Origin of the sequence: Paenibacillus sp. FSL F4-0097 (assembly GCF_038593125.1) — a bacterium.
GTDB classification, from domain to species: Bacteria; Bacillota; Bacilli; order Paenibacillales; family Paenibacillaceae; genus Paenibacillus_AQ; species Paenibacillus_AQ odorifer.
On the sequence record NZ_CP151965.1, the window covers coordinates 2,241,075 to 2,258,814 of the forward strand.

9 protein-coding genes are annotated in these 17,740 nt (G+C 44.2%); 6 read left to right on the forward strand and 3 right to left on the reverse strand.

Annotation, left to right across the window (positions count from 1 at the left end; all coding sequences use genetic code 11):
• The first annotated feature begins 132 nt into the window (after positions 1 to 132).
• The 6 genes from MHH86_RS09965 to MHH86_RS09990 all read left to right on the forward strand — a co-directional run bounded on the left by MHH86_RS09965 (position 133) and on the right by MHH86_RS09990 (position 14,485).
• Entirely contained in the window at positions 133 to 3,891 is a 3,759-nt protein-coding gene (locus tag MHH86_RS09965) for an alpha-L-arabinofuranosidase C-terminal domain-containing protein (protein WP_036679238.1), read from the forward strand.
• 261 nt (positions 3,892 to 4,152) lie between these two features.
• Positions 4,153 to 4,674 (forward strand): serine acetyltransferase, encoded by a 522-nt coding sequence (locus MHH86_RS09970; protein ID WP_036679239.1) that lies wholly within the window; start codon positions 4,153 to 4,155, stop codon positions 4,672 to 4,674.
• A 115-nt stretch (positions 4,675 to 4,789) separates the two neighbouring features.
• Positions 4,790 to 6,625 carry a UbiD family decarboxylase gene (locus tag MHH86_RS09975; RefSeq protein ID WP_342479707.1) on the forward strand — a complete coding sequence of 612 codons (1,836 nt, stop codon included), beginning with the start codon at positions 4,790 to 4,792 and terminating at the stop codon, positions 6,623 to 6,625.
• Between the two features lie 148 nt (positions 6,626 to 6,773).
• Entirely contained in the window at positions 6,774 to 7,322 is a 549-nt protein-coding gene (locus tag MHH86_RS09980) for a GNAT family protein (RefSeq protein ID WP_342479708.1), read from the forward strand.
• 361 nt (positions 7,323 to 7,683) lie between these two features.
• Positions 7,684 to 13,872, forward strand: coding sequence for an SGNH/GDSL hydrolase family protein (locus MHH86_RS09985; protein ID WP_339211735.1), 6,189 nt, complete (start codon positions 7,684 to 7,686; stop codon positions 13,870 to 13,872).
• 148 nt (positions 13,873 to 14,020) lie between these two features.
• The gene (locus tag MHH86_RS09990; protein WP_256717040.1) at positions 14,021 to 14,485 is read left to right on the forward strand and encodes a DUF2269 family protein; all 465 of its coding nucleotides are present in this window, start codon (positions 14,021 to 14,023) and stop codon (positions 14,483 to 14,485) included.
• Here MHH86_RS09990 and MHH86_RS09995 read toward each other — a convergent pair.
• From MHH86_RS09995 to MHH86_RS10005, 3 genes are all read right to left on the reverse strand, one after another.
• Positions 14,457 to 15,617 (reverse strand): glycosyltransferase family 1 protein, encoded by a 1,161-nt coding sequence (locus MHH86_RS09995; protein ID WP_076179087.1) that lies wholly within the window; start codon positions 15,615 to 15,617, stop codon positions 14,457 to 14,459. The genes MHH86_RS09990 and MHH86_RS09995 overlap by 29 nt on opposite strands.
• A 152-nt stretch (positions 15,618 to 15,769) precedes the next feature.
• Complete coding sequence (locus tag MHH86_RS10000; protein ID WP_076107527.1) at positions 15,770 to 16,612, reverse strand: sugar phosphate isomerase/epimerase; 843 nt, start codon at positions 16,610 to 16,612, stop codon at positions 15,770 to 15,772.
• Between the two features lie 17 nt (positions 16,613 to 16,629).
• Positions 16,630 to 17,730 (reverse strand): mandelate racemase/muconate lactonizing enzyme family protein, encoded by a 1,101-nt coding sequence (locus tag MHH86_RS10005; protein WP_038569729.1) that lies wholly within the window; start codon positions 17,728 to 17,730, stop codon positions 16,630 to 16,632.
• Positions 17,731 to 17,740 lie beyond the last annotated feature (10 nt).

Sequence of the window (17,740 nt, forward strand, 5' to 3'; positions counted from 1 at the left end):
TTTCACATAAATATTAATTGGTTAATATATTAATTGACTATAAAATATGTTATTATGTTTCGTATAAACGGCAATGAACTAATACAGTTAGGTTTTTAAGATTTCTACTATAAAGATAACAGGTGATATTTTATGAAAAATGACAACGGTAACAAATTTATTAATGGTAGTCTAATTGCGCATTATAAGTTTGATAATCCAGAGGATGTAGGTCAAGATTTCTCGGGGAACGGCAATGATGGAACCGCTTCAGGTACTACGCTGCCGGCTATTAAATCCGTAGCAGGTAGACAAGCTGTTTCGCTTGCTGGGGGAGAACATGGCACATCCTATATTTCATTACCTAACGATCTGCTTAAAGAGGTCAGTGACCATACAGGAATTACAATTTCGACATGGATGTATGTAAGCAAAGCTTCAAGCTTATGGGAAAGAATCTTTGATTTTGGTAAAGGTGAAACAGGACCTTATATTTTCGTAACTCGCAATTTGCGGGGGACTTGTTTTGCAGGGGAAGACTTAATCGCAGATCCAGGGAAATCCTTTGCGACTGATGAATGGGTACATGTTTCCTTTGCAGTTACAGGTACAGAAGGTGGAACACTAAGCAGTGCAGGTCCTGTGATGTATGTAAATGGTGAAGTAGTTGCGGATGGAATGATCAGCCAAACCTCGAGTGGCACATATGCTAAGCTGCGTACATGGTTTGCTACTTTTGAAGATCAACAGAATTATAGCAATAATACAATCGGGAAATCCCAATACGCGGCAGATGTTGATTTTAGCGGCTATATTTCGGACTTCCGTGTATATAAAGCAGGTTTAACTCAAGATGAAGTGATTGAAATCATGTGCGAATCTTTGACGGATGAAGATATCGTAAAGCTTGCAAAAGATAAATACTTAACCTTCCCAAGCTCGATCATTACCAAAGATATTGAGTTGCCAGTTTCGCTGATGGGCGGAAAAGTTGACGTATCTTGGGTATCCAGCGATTCCAAAGTCATTTCTAATGAAGGTGTTGTGAATAAAGGAGTTCAATCTGCTCAAGGCGTAACGCTTACAGCACATTTGAAAAAGGGAGCTAGTACAGTAGAAAAGAGCTTCACGGTGTCTGTGCTTCCGGAAGATTTGCCACCATACACCTTAACTATTGATGGTAATCAGGAGATTTTGGATGTTAGCCAAATTCTATATGGTTTATTCTATGAGGACATTAACAACGCAGCAGACGGTGGGATCTATGCAGAGCTAGTGCAGAATCGCTCCTTCGAATCTTTTGCTTTTGACAGCTATTCGCATGTATGTGGTGTACATGGTGCTTCCACCGGAAGAAATTATACACCTCTTCACGCATGGTCTGGGGATACAGAGAAAATGACTGTCCATAATACAGGCGGATTAAACGATTTCTTCGGCATTGAAGATAAAGATATGAATGCTCATTATGTGACGGTAGCGGATGGCGCGACTATTAATAATAGAGGTTTTGCGGATTCCAATCAGCACTGCTCGATGTTTATTAAGGAAGATGCCAAGTACAACTTCACAATCTGGGCGAAGGCTGAAGCAGCAGGCACAATTACCTTGCAATTGCTCGACAAAGACGGTAAAGCCATCAGCGATACTGCAGTTGTTGAAGTAAACGGTGACGGCAACTGGAAGAAGTATGGTGTCGATTCTAAGCTTGTATTAACAGGGTCTGAAACTGTGCTTGGTCAGCTGGCGTTAACCTTTAACGGTGAGATCTCCATTGATATGGTATCCTTAATTCCTGATGACGTTTGGGGCGCTGGTGAAGAGGAACGTTCTGCTACAGCTCATGCTAACTATAAAGGAAATCCAAACTATAGATTAAGAAAAGACTTAGTGAATGCACTCGTTGATCTTCATCCTACATTCCTGCGTTTCCCTGGGGGTTGTATTTCTGAAGGTTCTCACATTTGGGAGAACGTGTACGATTGGAAAGAGTCCGTCAACGATATCGAATTGCGCAAAGAGAACTATAACGTATGGGGCTACATGATGACCATGGGTCTTGGATATATGGAGTATTTCCAATTAGCCGAGGATTTGAACGCAACACCACTTCCGGTTATGGCCTGCGGCGTACTCTGTCAAGCTCGTTCGGATTATGCGAATCCAGCTGGCGGTGCGTTAAGAGATTATTATGTGAAGAACTTTACGGATCTGATTGATTTTGCGATTAGCATGGATTTTGACAATAATGAGTGGGCTGCATTGCGTAAAAAGATGGGCCATGAAGCAGCGTTTGACCTGCGTTATTTGGGTGTGGGGAATGAAAACTGGGGTACAGAGTTTTTTGCCAACTTCGAATATTTTAAAACAGTGATTGATGAGTATATGGTGAAGAACTATCCTGATCATGAATTGACTATTCTCTCTACCGTGGGTGCACAGGCAGATGATGATGCTTACCAGCAAGGTTGGAAATTCCTAAGCGGAAATTTACAGGGCTCGGAAAAAATCAGCTTTACGGATGGTACATCGAGCATCGAAGAGACTGTTACCTGGTACGAAAAACAAAAGAACTACATGGATACCATTGCGGATGAGCATTACTACCGTTCCAATGAGTATTTGTTAGAGAATGCTGATCGTTACAACTACTATTACAGAGCCTATAAGGAAGACGGCAGCTTGGATGAGGCTGAAACTTCAAAGGTTTTTGTGGGTGAATATGCTTCCACAGATAAAAACACATTGGCAGGAGCTGTTGCTGAGGCAGCGATTATGTCCAGCTTCGAGAATAACTCTGATGTGATTAGATTGGCGGCAACGGCACCATTGTTCAACAAGGTTCTGACAGATGGCACCTATAGATGGACACCGGATTGCATCTGGTTCGATGATGAGACCGTATGGTACACACCGAACTATTATGTTCAGCAGCTGTATGCTAAATACCTGGGAACCAAAGTGGTTGGCACCTCATTTTCGACTTATCGCAACGGGGAGAAGGTAGACCTCATTCCTCATGGAGGAATTGAAGTGGCTGCCGGGAAATCAGCTGTGATCGTGAAACGGGTGAAAGTGACCTCGAATGTAGATGGCAGTGTTTGGTTGGATCAAGATTTCACGCAGCCGCTGAATGAAGCTTGGAAAGTGATTCCTGGCTCTGCCGGATATACGATTGATCCTTCCAAAGGTCTGGTATTGAAAGCGCAGAATGGCGGACTGAATGGATTGTATATCCTTAATGACGCGTGGACTAATTATAAAGTAGAGGTTGTAGCTGAAAAAGCTTCTGGCGAAGATGGCTTCTATGTAGGCGCAGGTCTGACAGAAATCTCACCGGAAAATAAAGATGTCATCGAATATGCGATTGGCTATAATGGTGATGCCACAGGAGTCAAGGTGTACAAGCAAGGGATTGAGGCTTATACTCTCGGCGATTATTCCTCTAGTACCGCTGCTGGTAACCTGAGAGCCAGTTGCTATGAAGAGCTTGCGGATCATACGGAATATACTATCACCGTTAATTATGGCGGAGCAGATGGCAAACATTTGATTTGCTCTTATACAGATGGCAAGGTAACAAGCAAAGTACTGGATTATAAGCTTGAGGCTTATAATAGAGAGGTATATAATTCCGTAACTAAAGATGATAAGCATCTTTATGTGAAGCTTGTAAATGCGGATGGTGTAGAAAAAGCAACGAAGCTTGATCTAAAAGGCTTAAAAGTAGCTGCTACTGGTAAACGGATTACCTTAACCGGAGACGCCTCGCTGGTTCACACACCTAATGTGAACAGAAAAAATGATGAGAAGGTTACACCAGTCGAAACAGAAATCGTAATTGATAAAGACACGGCAGTTGTGAAGCTAGCTGCCAATTCCGTAAATGTGATTGTTCTGGATCTGATTTAATAGAAAATATGCTTTCCAACACGCGCCGATCTTTTTGTTCGGCGCGTGTTGTTGTTTAACAAGCCTCTAAATCGGTTGATGATTATATAGAGAGAACTGTCCACTTGCTTGATGAATCTCAAAATCTATCTTACACTGGTGAAAGTACAATCACCGACTGACCCTCCAGCCCGCGATCCTCCCAGATGTTTTATCCACAGCTGCCCTTCATTACTCCAGAATACAGTGCATACCCTAGCCCCTAAAAAGGAGAACGATAAAATGATGAAATCATTCAAAACGGACTGGAAAGCAAATCTGAAAAATCCTCAAACGATTATGGCCTTGTTTACTTATCGTTATGGAAATTGGGTGTATTATCGAGTGAAGAATGGCATCGTGCGAAAACCTTTGTGGCTTTTATATCGGATAATGGATGTGCTTTTTGTCCGTATTCTTGCAAATGGAGAGCTTCACGCTCAAGCTCAAATTGGTGACGCGCTTCATTTACCGCATGGTTTAAATGGGATTATCATTAGTCCTAAAGCGGTGCTTGGAAGCCATGCTACTATTTTTCATCAAGTGACGATTGGCGGGAGAAATAACTTAGGAGAGCCTGTGATTGGAGACAGAGCTTTTATTGGAGTAGGCTCCAAGATTCTTGGACCGGTTGTCATTGGTAACGATGTTAATATCGGGGCCATGTCTGTAGTGGTAAAGGATGTGCCGGATAATGCTTCGGCAGTAGGTATTCCTGCTAAAAATATATTGCGGAGTGAACCGAAACCAGAGAATACAAGATAAAGACGTTAGGTTCTAGTACATAGGGTACGCGTGCGCTTTATTTTAATATCTTACAGGGTATAATTAAAGCATCCAAGTAATCTTGTAATAACCTTCTAGAGATCGGAGTAATGAAATGAAATATAGCAATTTAGAAGAGTGTGTTAATGATTTAGAGAAACACGGACATTTAGTTCGGATTCGTGAAGAAGTGGACCCTTATCTAGAGATGGCGGCGATTCACCTAAAGGTTTATGAGGCTGGTGGACCCGCATTATTATTTGAGAATGTAAAAGGCTCGAAGTTTCGGGCCGTATCTAACCTTTTTGGAACGCTAGAGCGCAGTAAGTTTATCTTTCGGCGGACTTGGGACTCCACACATAACGTAATTGCCCTTCGCAACGATCCCGTAAAAGCACTCAAAAATCCATTTAAATATGTTGGAACCGGATTATCCGCGAGAAAAGCATTGCCTATTAAAAAGCCAGGAGGTCTGCCAAGCGGTTTCCAGGAAATTAGTATCTCTGATCTTCCGCTAATCACACATTGGCCGGGAGATGGTGGTGCTTTTGTAACCTTGCCGCAGGTGTATTCAGAAGATCCGGACAAGCCGGGCATTATGAATTCCAATCTGGGAATGTACCGTGTGCAGCTGACTGGAAATGAGTATGAATTAAATAAAGAAGTGGGCATTCATTATCAAATTCATCGCGGCATTGGCGTACATCAGGAAAAAGCGAACCGCCAAGGACAACCGCTTAAAGTGAGTTGTTTTATCGGTGGGCCACCCGCTCACTCCTTATCGGCGGTTATGCCTTTGCCTGAGGGAATGAGTGAGATGATCGTTGCAGGTTTATTATCAGGACGCCATTTCAGCTATAGCTATGTGGATGGTTACTGTATCAGCAATGATGCGGACTTTGTGATAACAGGTGAAATTCACCCTGGTGAGACGAAGCCGGAGGGGCCATTTGGCGACCATTTAGGCTATTATAGCTTGGTTCACCCTTTCCCAGTAATGAGAGTACATAAAGTGTACGCCAGAAAAAATGCAATCTTTCCATTTACGGTTGTCGGTCGGCCGCCACAGGAAGATACCGCGTTTGGTGAGTTAATTCACGAGCTGACAGGTGGGGCTATCCGCCAAGAAATTCCGGGCGTCAAAGAAGTTCATGCAGTCGATGCTGCGGGTGTTCATCCCCTGCTGTTCGCCATTGGCAGTGAACGTTATACGCCTTATCAGCAAGTAAAGCAGCCAGCGGAAATTCTGACCATTGCTAACCGGATTTTAGGTACGGGTCAGCTTAGTTTAGCTAAGTTTTTGTTTATTACTGCAGAAGAAAATCAGCCTATCAGTACACATAATATCGAGGATTTCTTGACGTATATCTTGGAGCGGATTAATCTTCGTAGAGATATTCATTTCTATACCAACACCACGATTGATACGCTTGATTATTCCGGCACAGGATTAAACAGCGGAAGTAAAGTGATCTTCGCAGCAGTAGGGGATAAGAAAAGAGAGCTATGTACAGAGGTACCGGGCATGCTTAAAGAATTACAGGGATTTGGACATGCACGAATGGTGATGCCTGGTCTTGTTGCCCTTCAAGGTGCTAAATTCACAAGCTACGCTGAAGCAGCATTGGAAATGAATAAGCTTAGTGAAGCTATTCAGGAGCAAGGGGCACTTCCTTCTTGTCCAATGATTATTTTGTGTGATGATAGCGAGTTTTTGAGTGAAAAGATCGACAATTTCCTATGGGCGACGTTTACCCGCAGTAATCCATCTCATGATATCTATGGAGTGAACAGTTCTACTGAGTATAAACATTGGTCCTGTGATAACGTGATTATTGATGCTCGGGTAAAACCCCATCAAGCCCCACCACTGATCCCAGACCCAAACGTTCAGAAGCATATCGAACGATTATTTGCGTCAGATGGCAGTTTAAGCGGAGTTAAGATATAGAGAAACATTCATCAGCCTTCTTGGGAATCCAAGGAGGCCTATTTGCTGTTTGTGAAATGATTTTGCTCATATGAAATAAAAAAGGCATAGGGGTATTATGGGGTGTATGGTATATATTTACTATTAATATTGGGGAAGTGTTGTTCTGATGGAAATTATGGAAACCGAACGTTTATGGATTAGAAGGTTCTCAGCAGAGGATTGGAAAGACCTTCATGAATATTTGTCGCAAGAAAGTGTTGTGAAATATGAGCCCTATTCCGGGTTTAATGCAGATGAATCTCGCACTGAGGCGCTCAGACGGTCATCGGACCGTGCTTTTTGGGCAGTCTGTCTTAAATCTACGACAAAAATGATCGGCAACTTATATTTTCAAGAGAGCCAACCAGAGGCTTTTGGCGTTTGGGAATTTGGATATGTTTTTAACCCTGATTTTCAGGGAAGCGGGTATGCTACAGAGGCTTGTAATCAATTGTTAAACTATGGCTTTGATAATCTGAAAATGAGACGTGTGATTGCGAACTGTGATCCCGAAAATACACGCTCATGGAAACTGCTTGAACGATTGAAGCTTCGTCGAGAAGGACATTTTTTGCAGACGGGTTATTTTAAATACGATAGTAATGGAGAGCCAATCTGGCATGATACTTATTCCTATGGATTGCTCAGAAGTGAATGGTTAAGGATGAAGGAATAGCAAAACTGTTGTCGTGATCTCAAAAGGCGGGTGTCCCCTCACTGATTCTTCTGTCCTAACTGCTTACCAAATCGTAGGTTTTTATAACTATAGGCGAAGAAATTGAACGGTTTAGTGTATGATAAAATCTGTTTTTTAAATGTTCAGAGTGACACTTAGGTGGTAGTATCGTGTTGGATATGAGTAAAACTGGAATCATCTACCATCCGGCTGCCTGAGCAAAGAGGAGGGGATACGCGCACGAAGTGAACTTATATTTGAAGAACGAATGACAACGAAGCTTATTGTAAGCGTTTACTACAACAGGGCTAGATGCGTACTAAGTTCTTTCAATCATAAGAAAGCGGGTGAAGCACGGAAGATGAAGAGGAATAAACTTGGAAATAAAATATTTATGGTGTTATTGTCGTGGATCTTCATTTGTTCATCAATACTTCCATCTACAACATTTGGGGGGCAACAGGCCAGTGCAGCTTCAGGCCCAATAACCTTGCAATATGATTTTGGAACAGCAACAAGTCCTGTTATGAGTGGTTATACAGGCGTGCATGAATCTAAGTTATATACAAATGAGCTAGGGTATGGTTTAGATCAGGCGGTTGCTTCGAGGAATCGTTCGGGTGGAGGCGGTATGACCAACGATTTTGTATTGGGACTGTCCTATTCTTTTTTGGTGGATCTTCCTAATGGGGATTACGATGTGACTGTATACTCAGGAGATTTACTAGCGGGTACAAGTACAACCAAAACTACGATTACTTTGGAAGGTAGCACGGCTGGGTCGATAAGCAGCAAGCAAGCTGTAAATCAAGCTACCTATCGGACGACTCTTCAAGATGGTCAACTAACTGTCGGCATTACGGGTACAGGGGTTGGCGGATATTTAAATGGACTAATTATTCAGCAGATTGTACCAGGTCCATTGAAAGCCCCTGAGGGATTAGTGGTTCATAATATCACCCCCACTGAGGTATCTCTGGGGTGGGGCAGCGTGACAGAAGCAGTCTATTACAATATTTATCGAACGGTTCTTCCTAGTGGAACTCTTCAAGCCATAGGTCAAGTTGCAGCTAACAGCTACGTGGATTCAGACGTAAATGAAGGCAGTGGCTACATTTACAATGTGTCAGCTGTAAATGGAAAGGGTGAGGAGTCTGTTTTGAGCGCATCTGTGACAGTAGACAAAATTCCGGGGGTAGAGGTTCCCGCAGCACCAACCGGTCTTTCAATTGTCAGTGTAGGTGTAAGTTCTGTTCAACTGAGTTGGAACAGTGTGGCTGGAGCAAACCGCTATACGATCTTAAGGTCTGATTCAGCAGATGGAACATTCCATGAGATTGGTCAGTCAGAGAAGACGACATTTACGGATGTCTCAGCGGATACCTCAAAACGGCAATATTATGGGGTGAAGGCAGCCAATGACCAAGGAGAATCAGAGCTATCTGATAAGGTGGAAAGCGCTGTGTATTCGCCTCCTGGAACTTTGCCAGAAGGGGATGTTTATTCCTTTGATTTTGGCCCGGGTGCTGTGGCTGAAGGTTATCTTAAGGCAGATGCAGGGGTATCTTATTCCTCTGAGGTCAAATATGGATTTACAGATATATCGAAAGTAACTGGGGTAGACCGAGGAACCTCAGATCCTTTGCGTTCAGATTTTGTGGTCCCTAAGGATGCAACTTTTAATGTAGATTTACCGAATGGCGACTATACAGTTTCACTTATCGCTGGTGACAGCGCCGGAGATACAGAGATTGGCATCAAAGTAGAATCCATTCAAAAAGTTCAACAGACGAGCAAAACAGCAGGCCAGTATTTGGAAATGAGCTTTGACATCGCTTTGGTGGATGGACAAATGAACTTGGTGTTCTCTGGCACTAAGCCTAATATCAATGCACTGGTGATTACTAAGCAGCCAGACCGTCCTGCTAATGAATTGCCAACAGTTTATATTGCGGGTGATTCAACCGTGCAGACTTATGATCCTTATTGGATACCACAAGCAGGCTGGGGACAAATGATTCCTGATTTCTTTAGCGAGGAAGTAACGTTTAAGAATCACGCTATCGGAGGCCGCAGCTCTAAGTCATTTATTGTCGAGGGAAGGCTGGATGAAGTCCTGCGTAAGATCCAACCGGGTGACTATTTCCTTATCCAGTTTGGTCATAATGACGCAACGATTAGCGTTCCAGACCGATATGCTTCTCCAGCCGATTACAAAGTTTATTTAAAAACTTATGTCAATGGAGCTAGGCAAAGAGGAGCAACTCCGATTCTGGTGACTCCCATGGGCCGCAGAGATTATAATGCCGCGAGTGAAAAATTTAATGTGAGCTTTCCAGAATATGTGCAGGCTATGAAAGAAGTAGCAAGTGAGTTGGATGTTGACTTGGTCGATCTTAGCGCACTCAGTGTAGCTTATTACAATTCTATCGGTTTTGCAGCTACACGCTCTGTATTCCTTCACCTCGATGCAGGGATATATGGTGCTTTCCCAAATGGCTCGACAGACGATACTCACTTTCAAGAGTACGGAGCCATTCAAATGGCCCGTCTGCTGGCCAAAGGAATAGGGGAATTAAATATTCCACTCTCCAGCTTTGTGCAGGACATCAAACAGCCGGAAACGGTGCCAGCGAAGCCTGAAGGACTTGTAGCTGGGAGTATCAGTAATGCAGGTGCCGTACTGAAATGGAATAAAGTAGAAGGTACAGATATCTATAAAATCTATCGTAAGCTAGCGGCAGAAGCCGAATCTGCTTATACATTAGCGGGAACTTCAACTGTCCCTTCATTGACATTAAGCGGGTTGGTTGAAGGTCAAAGCTACTCGGTAAGAGTGACTGCAGTGAATGGGCTAGGAGAGTCTGAGCCTTCAGATGAAGTGAAGCTGACTACGAAATCCGCTCAGTATCGTTATGATTTCGGACCTGTTGGTTCACCCGTTGCTGCGGGTTATACGGAAGTGAATGTGAATGTCCTATATACCCCAGAACGAGGATATGGTTTGACCTCGAGTGCAGGGATGATTGATCGGGATCGGGGAAATGCGACGGACGATCTGCGCAGAGATTTTGTGATTTATTTTGGAGGATCGTATGAATTCAAAGTTGATTTACCCAATGGTTATTATTCTGTTAAGACTTATACAGGAGATTGGATTGGATCTGCTAAGACGAATGTAGCCATTGAAGGCAAAGATTACGGAACAGTCTCCTCAGGTAAGGAAAATATTGCTGAGAAGCTGTATAACCAGATTGCTGTCAAAGACGGGCAGATGAATCTTGTCTTTAGTGGCACAACCGCTCATCTCAATGGGCTGGAGATCACACCGTTATTATTAGCCCCAACGAATCTGAAACTGGGTAGCCTGGATTTAAACAGTGAGCCTATTACAGCTAATCTTTCTTGGGACAGTATGGAGGGTGCGCTGAAATACCGTATATATCGTCAGGCTACGGTTGCGAATAGTGCAGAGCTGCTGGGCGAGACAATAGAGCCGTTCTACGCAGATACCACTGCGGATATTGGTATGGAATATATCTATACGGTAACTTCGGTCGACAGCACGGGACTGGAATCCGTAGGCTCTAATGCGCTAAAAGTGTCTATGATTGATCCCTCCGTAGCAAAAGCACCCGTACCTAGTGGTCTAGCTGTACAATCTACGAACAAAAATGATGTGACCTTTACTTGGAATGAGGTACCGGATGCACGGATGTTCAACATTTATCGTGCGAAATCCGCAGACGGTGAGTTCATCCTGATCGGCAAATCATTCGAAGCTTCGTACACAGACATGACCGTTCTGACTACCATTCCTTACTATTACAAAGTAGCCTCGGTAAATGCAGGCGGCATCTCTGATCTATCCGCTACGTTGGAAACCTCAGCGGTGACAACTTTATACCGGAAGATGGAGGCGCTGGATCGTGCGCCTGTAGCGGTTAAGACAGATGAAGGTGTGTATATCAGCTGGCGGATGTTAGGTCTGGATCCGGAAACGATAGGATTCAATCTGTATCGTGGCGATAAGAAACTAAATGATTCGTTGATTACTCAAAACACGAACTATCTCGATATTACAGGCAGGGAGGATGCCAAATATAGAATCACATCAGTAATCAATGGAGTCGAGAAATCTGCTTCGGAACCATTCAGCGTATGGCAGAAGCAATATCTATCGATCCCTTTGCAAAAGCCAACAGATGATTACACCAAGGATGGTCAACCGTATACGTATAGTGCGGGAGATGCAAGTGTAGGTGATTTGGACGGTGATGGTGTATATGAAATCATCATGTTGTGGTCACCTTCGAACAGCAAGGATAACTCTCAAGCTGGGTATACTGGACTTGTCTATATGGACGCTTATAAATTAGATGGAACTCGCTTATGGCGGATTAATTTAGGGCCTAATATTCGTGCCGGTGCACACTATTCTCCATTCCTGGTATATGATCTGGATAGTGATGGACGTGCCGAAATTATGATCAAGACGGCAGATGGCACAGTGGACGGTCAAGGAAAAGTCATTGGCAATGCCAGTGCAGACTATCGTAACAGTTCGGGTTATGTGCTGCTGGGCAATGAATATTTAACGGTGTTCGAAGGGGCAACAGGCCGGGCCTTGGATACCGTGGATTATGATCCGCCACGTGGAGATGTTGGCGCTTGGGGGGATACCTATGGTAACCGTGTAGACCGCTTTTTGGCAGCTGTAGCTTATTTAGACGGCGAGCAGCCAAGCGTGATTTTTAGCCGCGGTTATTATACTAGAACTGTACTTGCAGCTTACAATTATCGCGAGGGCAAGCTCGAGAAAGTATGGCGTTTCGATTCTAATGATGAAGGATATGGAGACTTCGTAGGTCAAGGAAACCACAATCTTTCTGTAGGAGATGTGGACGGCGACGGTAAGGACGAAATAACCTTCGGTGCGATGGCAATCGACGATGATGGGTTGCCGCTGTATAATACAAAGCTTGGCCATGGTGATGCAATTCATTTCGGGGACCTTGATCCTACCAGACCCGGGCTGGAAGTCTTTGATGTTCATGAGCATACCGATTCGAAGTATGGGATTGAAATGCGTGATGCAGCTACAGGAGATATATTATGGGGTGTGTTCACGGGGATTGATACTGGACGGGGGATGTCAGCGGATATTGATCCGCGATATGCTGGCGAAGAGGTATGGGCTGCAACGATCACCAATGAGGAGCATATACCTGTTACGGGCCTATACAGTGCGCAAGGTGAACTAATTACTAAAAAACTGCCTTCCTCCACGAATTTTGGTATTTGGTGGGATGGTGATCTTTTACGTGAATTACTGGATGCTAATCGAGTGGATAAGTGGGACTATAGCAATCAGACAACGGTTAACTTATTGACGGCTGTAGGTGCTTCTTCAAATAATGGCACCAAGGCGAATCCAAGCTTGCAGGCAGATCTGTTCGGGGATTGGCGTGAAGAAGTGATCTGGCGGGCAACGGACAGTTCTGAACTACGGATCTACACAACAACGGATATGACAGATTATCGTATTCGCACATTGATGCATGATCCGATCTACCGCCTGGCAGTAGCTTGGCAAAATGTAGGCTATAATCAACCTCCGCACCCTGGATTCTTTCTTGGTGAAGGGATGGAACAACCAGCGGCTCCAAAAATTCAATATGTAGGCTCACCGGGAGAAACTGAAGATACTACACCACCTACGATTTCTGGTTTACCTTCTGCTCAAATGAGTGAAATGGATGTATTGAAGGTGCAGGTCGTAGCGGAAGATCCAGAGTCTGGTATTCGCAGTCTGGATATTACTTTTGATGGTAAACCTGTAGTTTATGGAGATGAGATTCCACTCACAGAACTTGCGGGAGCGCATACGTTCATCGCAACAGCCATTAATAACGCTGGACTCTCAACGACAGAACAAGTGATTGTGGTCGTAAGTGGACCTCAGAAGGCTACAGGTGTTCCGGGGCAATGGGTTCTATCCAATAATAATGGGCAGGATACAGGACTTTTGGACGGGGATTACCAAATCACAATGAATATGTGGTGGGGCAATAATGGTACGGTCTACAAGCTATATGAGAATGGTGCCTTAATCGACACGCAAACCTTACGTGATGATTCCCCAGCTGCACAGACTGCAGTGACTAATATTACCGGAAAAGAAAACGGAACCTACACCTATACGGCTGAGCTAACCAATTCTTTTGGCACAACGGTGTCTGCTGCTCATGTAGTTATCGTGAAGGATGCTGCACCAGCTAAGCCGGTGTTGTCCAATGACAACTGGGATGGCGATGGAGAGTATAAAGTGACTATGAATTTATGGTGGGGGATGAACGGCAAAGAGTATCGCTTGTATGAGAACGGAATACTGATCGATACTCAGACTTTAACAGCAGGCACCCCAAACGCACAAACGGCTTCTACTTCTATTACTAACCGTTCTCCAGGCGTCTATGAATACCGGGCTGAGCTGTTGAATGATCAAGGGGTAAGTGAGAGTGCTATCATGAAAGTTACGGTAAAATAACTGAATATTTGTTAAAAAAACGCCTAAGTCGGTAATATCCGGCTAGGCGCTTTTTTAAGATTATCTAAGATTTAAAGGATCTGCAAGACTAATTCTCCTATCAGCCTCATATGAATCTAAACAACGAATGATAGGGGGGATTGTAAATATGGATTTGACGCATATGATCTCAAAGCTTGTGGTAGTTATACATGTTATAGCATCCATAGTGGGAATTGGACCAGCTTTTGTGCTGCCAATACTGACAAGCTCAGCCAAGACAGGCAGTCAGCTTCGTTTTGTATTTGGTCTTATGAAGAAAATAAACAGATTCCCTAAGACAGGTGGGATCACCCTGATCGTTACAGGTATTTTGTTAATGATCATAGATAAAATGGGCTTGTCGGTGTTGTGGTTAAATCTGTCGTTATTATTTTTTATCGTGATCGAAGTGATTATTATTGGAATGGTTGAGCCCCGATTGAAAAAGCTAACCCAGCTCGTAATGACCAGCGAAGGGGAGGAAATCCCTGAGGGTTACACTACCGCTATGAACAAGATCGCTCCCCTAGAAGCGGCGGTTCATGTGCTTACTATCGTCATTATTATATTAATGGTAGTAAAGCCGGTATAAGATCATAACGTCTATTCTCAATGATCTCTTCATAATCGCGGATGAGTCCATCAAAAATATTCTCCCAAGAGCGGCCGAGTGCCAGCTGTCGACCTTCATGTCCCATAGCAGCTAGCTTTTGAGGGTGCTCTATACATGCACAAATCTCACGAATAAAAGCATCCGGGCAGCGGGACTCGACAATCATTCCTGTGCGGCCGGGTGTGACCAGATCCTTCACTCCACCTTCATTTACTGCGAGGACAGGCAGTCCTGAGGCCATAGCCTCAAGGACAACATTACCGAAGGTTTCCGTACTGGAAGGGAAGACGAACAGATCTGCTGAGGCATATAATTGGGCAAGCTCATCACCATGTTTATAGCCTGTAAACGTGACATTATGGGGCGCCTGTGCCCGCATTTCCGGCAGAAGGGGGCCGTCCCCTACGACCAGCCAATGAACCTGAGATTGCATAGATTCGGGTAATTGCTGCATGGCGAGAGCAAGGGTGTTTATATCTTTTTCAGGGGCGATCCTTCCCACATATAGAAGCAGTAACGGTGCGGTAATTCCGTAGCGCTCACGGACCTCATGGCTGCGTTTTTTGGGGGTGTACTGCTGGCAGTCGATGCCTCTGGACCACAGCTTCAGGCGATGAAAGCCTTGAGCTTGGAGGGAATCGAGGGTTTCGTAGGATGGTGCAAAGGTGGCGTCGCAGGAGCGGTGGAACCACTTCATGTATTTCCAATAGAGCGGAGCGATTTTTTTCATCCGGTAATATTCAAGATAGCGGTCAAAATGGGTATGGTATGAGGCGACATGGGGCAAGTCATGTTTTCGCGCATAACGAAGGCCGCAGAGACCGATATTGAACGGAGTTGCCATATGAAGCAGATCGGGACGAAAAGCTTTCAGCTCTGATTGGATAGAGGACATATTGGGCAGTGCGAGTCTACATTCGGGGTATAAGAAAAAGGGGATGCTGGTAATGGGACGTATGGGATCGGCATAACTGTCTTCAGGAGCAGATTTCGGTGAGAAAAGCAGATGTTCAATACCACGCCCTTTCAAATGAGTGGTTAATCGTTGAAGCGTACGTGAAACTCCGTTGGTTTGCGGAAGAAATGTGTCCGTGAATAAAGCAAGACGCATGGAACCCCTCCCAGATACTCTTGATGCCCTGATCATAACAGGCGATTATTTGATGGAGGTCAAACGGATGTTAAACAGAATATAAAAATCCACTGCACCAAGTAAGGTAAAGAGGTGTGCAGTGGATTTATTAGTTTTAATGGGATGAAGCCCTACAGGGATTCGTATAACTGTTGCAAAAAGGTAATGCTTTCTCCTAAATGTGACTCAGGAGTGCTTTCCAGGATTCCTTGAATATGAGGACGTTCATATTTCATATAACGAAGAATCGGCTCAAACTCTAGCCACCCTTGACCTACAGGGACAATTTTTATAGCTCCATCTTGGACGATAAAGTCTTTTAAATGAATGATAGCAATTCGATTTCCTAAAAGCTTCAAAGCCTCCATAATAATAGCTTCTTGATGCAAGTAATTTGTAGGTGACATTAGATTTGCGCAATCCAATATGACCTGAAGATTGTTAGAAGGGACTTCATCCAGAAGTCGGCGGGTTAAGGGCGCGGTGTACAGCGGATGATGAAGTCCTGCTTCGATTCCTACCGTCACACCAAAACGTTCGGCCTCCGCCACCATGGCCTTAACTGATGTCACCACCTCTTGGAAGGCTTCTTCTGTAAAATTATCTGTGGTATACCCAAGTCCCACACTTCCGGTTTCCGTACCTACCAGACTAGCGCCAAAATCTCTGGCCAAGCGCAGATGGGTATTAAACGCGGCTAACGCTTGTGCCCGTTTGTGAGGATCGGTATCTACAATGTTTACATAGCAGCCCAGAACCGCAATCTGAATACCTGCCTGCCTAAAGGCATTGCCATAATAGCTGGCTGTTCCAGGGCTTATAGCCGTCAGACTAGGGGCACTATCAGGAAAAGATTTCTTAAGTGCAAACTGGATATGAGTGAAATGATAGGACTTAATCTTCTCAATTAACTCTTGCAATGGAACTTGTGTGAAATCATGTGCTCGAACACCTAGATGAAGGGGAATGCTCATATGATCGATCGCTCCTATTAGTATTGTTGTTTGTGAGGTGCTAATTTGTCCCAGTCAAAGGTAACGCCAGTGCCCGTTACTTCAGGCGCTACTGCCATCCCATTGTCTTTGTTAATCACTAGCGGACGTGTAGTGTATTGATCGATAGGGAAGCTATGCATTTCGAGATAACCTGCATTTGGCATAGCTGCTAACAAACTAACGTGTAATTCCTGCATCCCATGTGTGGAAACGGAAAGGTTATAGGCTTGTGTTAAGTGAGCTACCTTTAACCAGCCCGTAATTCCGCCTATATTGGAAGCATCAGGTTGAGGGAAATCAACATGACCATATTGCAGCATGTGATGGAATTCGGTTAATGTGCGCAAGTTCTCTCCGCCTGCAACGGCCATTCCTGTTTCTTCAGCAATCCGTGCATAGCCGGCATAATCCTCCGGAATCGTTGGTTCTTCTAAGAAAAGAATGTCATATTTCAAAAATTCACGTGCGGCTTTTATCGCTTTTTCCACACTCCAGCTCATATTGGCATCGACCATAAAGGCTACATCCGGGCCGACCAATTGGCGTACCGCAGCCACTCGTTCCACATCTTCAGCTAATGTTTTTTGGCCTAGTTTAATTTTGACAGCCTGGAGGCCCATATCTAAGTATTTTTGATTGTTGCGCAGGAGCTTTTCTAATGGGAAATTCAAATCAATCGCTCCACCATAACATTTGACCTCATTGCTTGCGCCACCCAGAAGTTTGTAGAGAGGTTCATCTGCTTTCTTCGCACGTAAATCCCATAACGCAATGTCACATGCCGCAATGGCGAAGCTAGCCAGACCCCCGCGAGCAACATAATGTATTCCCCAGTTCATCTGCTCCCAGATACTTTCCACACAGCTGGCGTCTTTGCCAACTAAAATATGTGTTAATTCATTAGCAATTAGTGAACAGATCGCTTTGCCGCCAAATCCGCCAGTATAGGTATAACCTACACCTTCACGACCGTCATCCGTTCTAATTTTGACAATGGGTACTTCAAAATGAGTATGCAAGCCGTGTTTAGCATCCTCCATGATTTCTGGCAAAGGGATACGATAGTACTCTGTAATAACTTCTTTAATTATAGACATCTGTGATCAC

Excerpts from the sequence above, each read along its gene's own strand:
- MHH86_RS09965 (WP_036679238.1), top strand. The coding sequence starts at position 133 with ATGAAAAATGACAACGGTAACAAATTTATTAATGGTAGTCTAATTGCG.
- MHH86_RS09970 (WP_036679239.1), top strand. The coding sequence starts at position 4,153 with ATGATGAAATCATTCAAAACGGACTGGAAAGCAAATCTGAAAAATCCT.
- MHH86_RS09975 (WP_342479707.1), top strand. The coding sequence starts at position 4,790 with ATGAAATATAGCAATTTAGAAGAGTGTGTTAATGATTTAGAGAAACAC.
- MHH86_RS09980 (WP_342479708.1), top strand. The coding sequence starts at position 6,774 with ATGGAAATTATGGAAACCGAACGTTTATGGATTAGAAGGTTCTCAGCA.
- MHH86_RS09985 (WP_339211735.1), top strand. The coding sequence starts at position 7,684 with ATGAAGAGGAATAAACTTGGAAATAAAATATTTATGGTGTTATTGTCG.
- MHH86_RS09990 (WP_256717040.1), top strand. The coding sequence starts at position 14,021 with ATGGATTTGACGCATATGATCTCAAAGCTTGTGGTAGTTATACATGTT.
- MHH86_RS09995 (WP_076179087.1), bottom strand. The coding sequence starts at position 15,617 with ATGCGTCTTGCTTTATTCACGGACACATTTCTTCCGCAAACCAACGGA.
- MHH86_RS10000 (WP_076107527.1), bottom strand. The coding sequence starts at position 16,612 with ATGAGCATTCCCCTTCATCTAGGTGTTCGAGCACATGATTTCACACAA.
- MHH86_RS10005 (WP_038569729.1), bottom strand. The coding sequence starts at position 17,730 with ATGTCTATAATTAAAGAAGTTATTACAGAGTACTATCGTATCCCTTTG.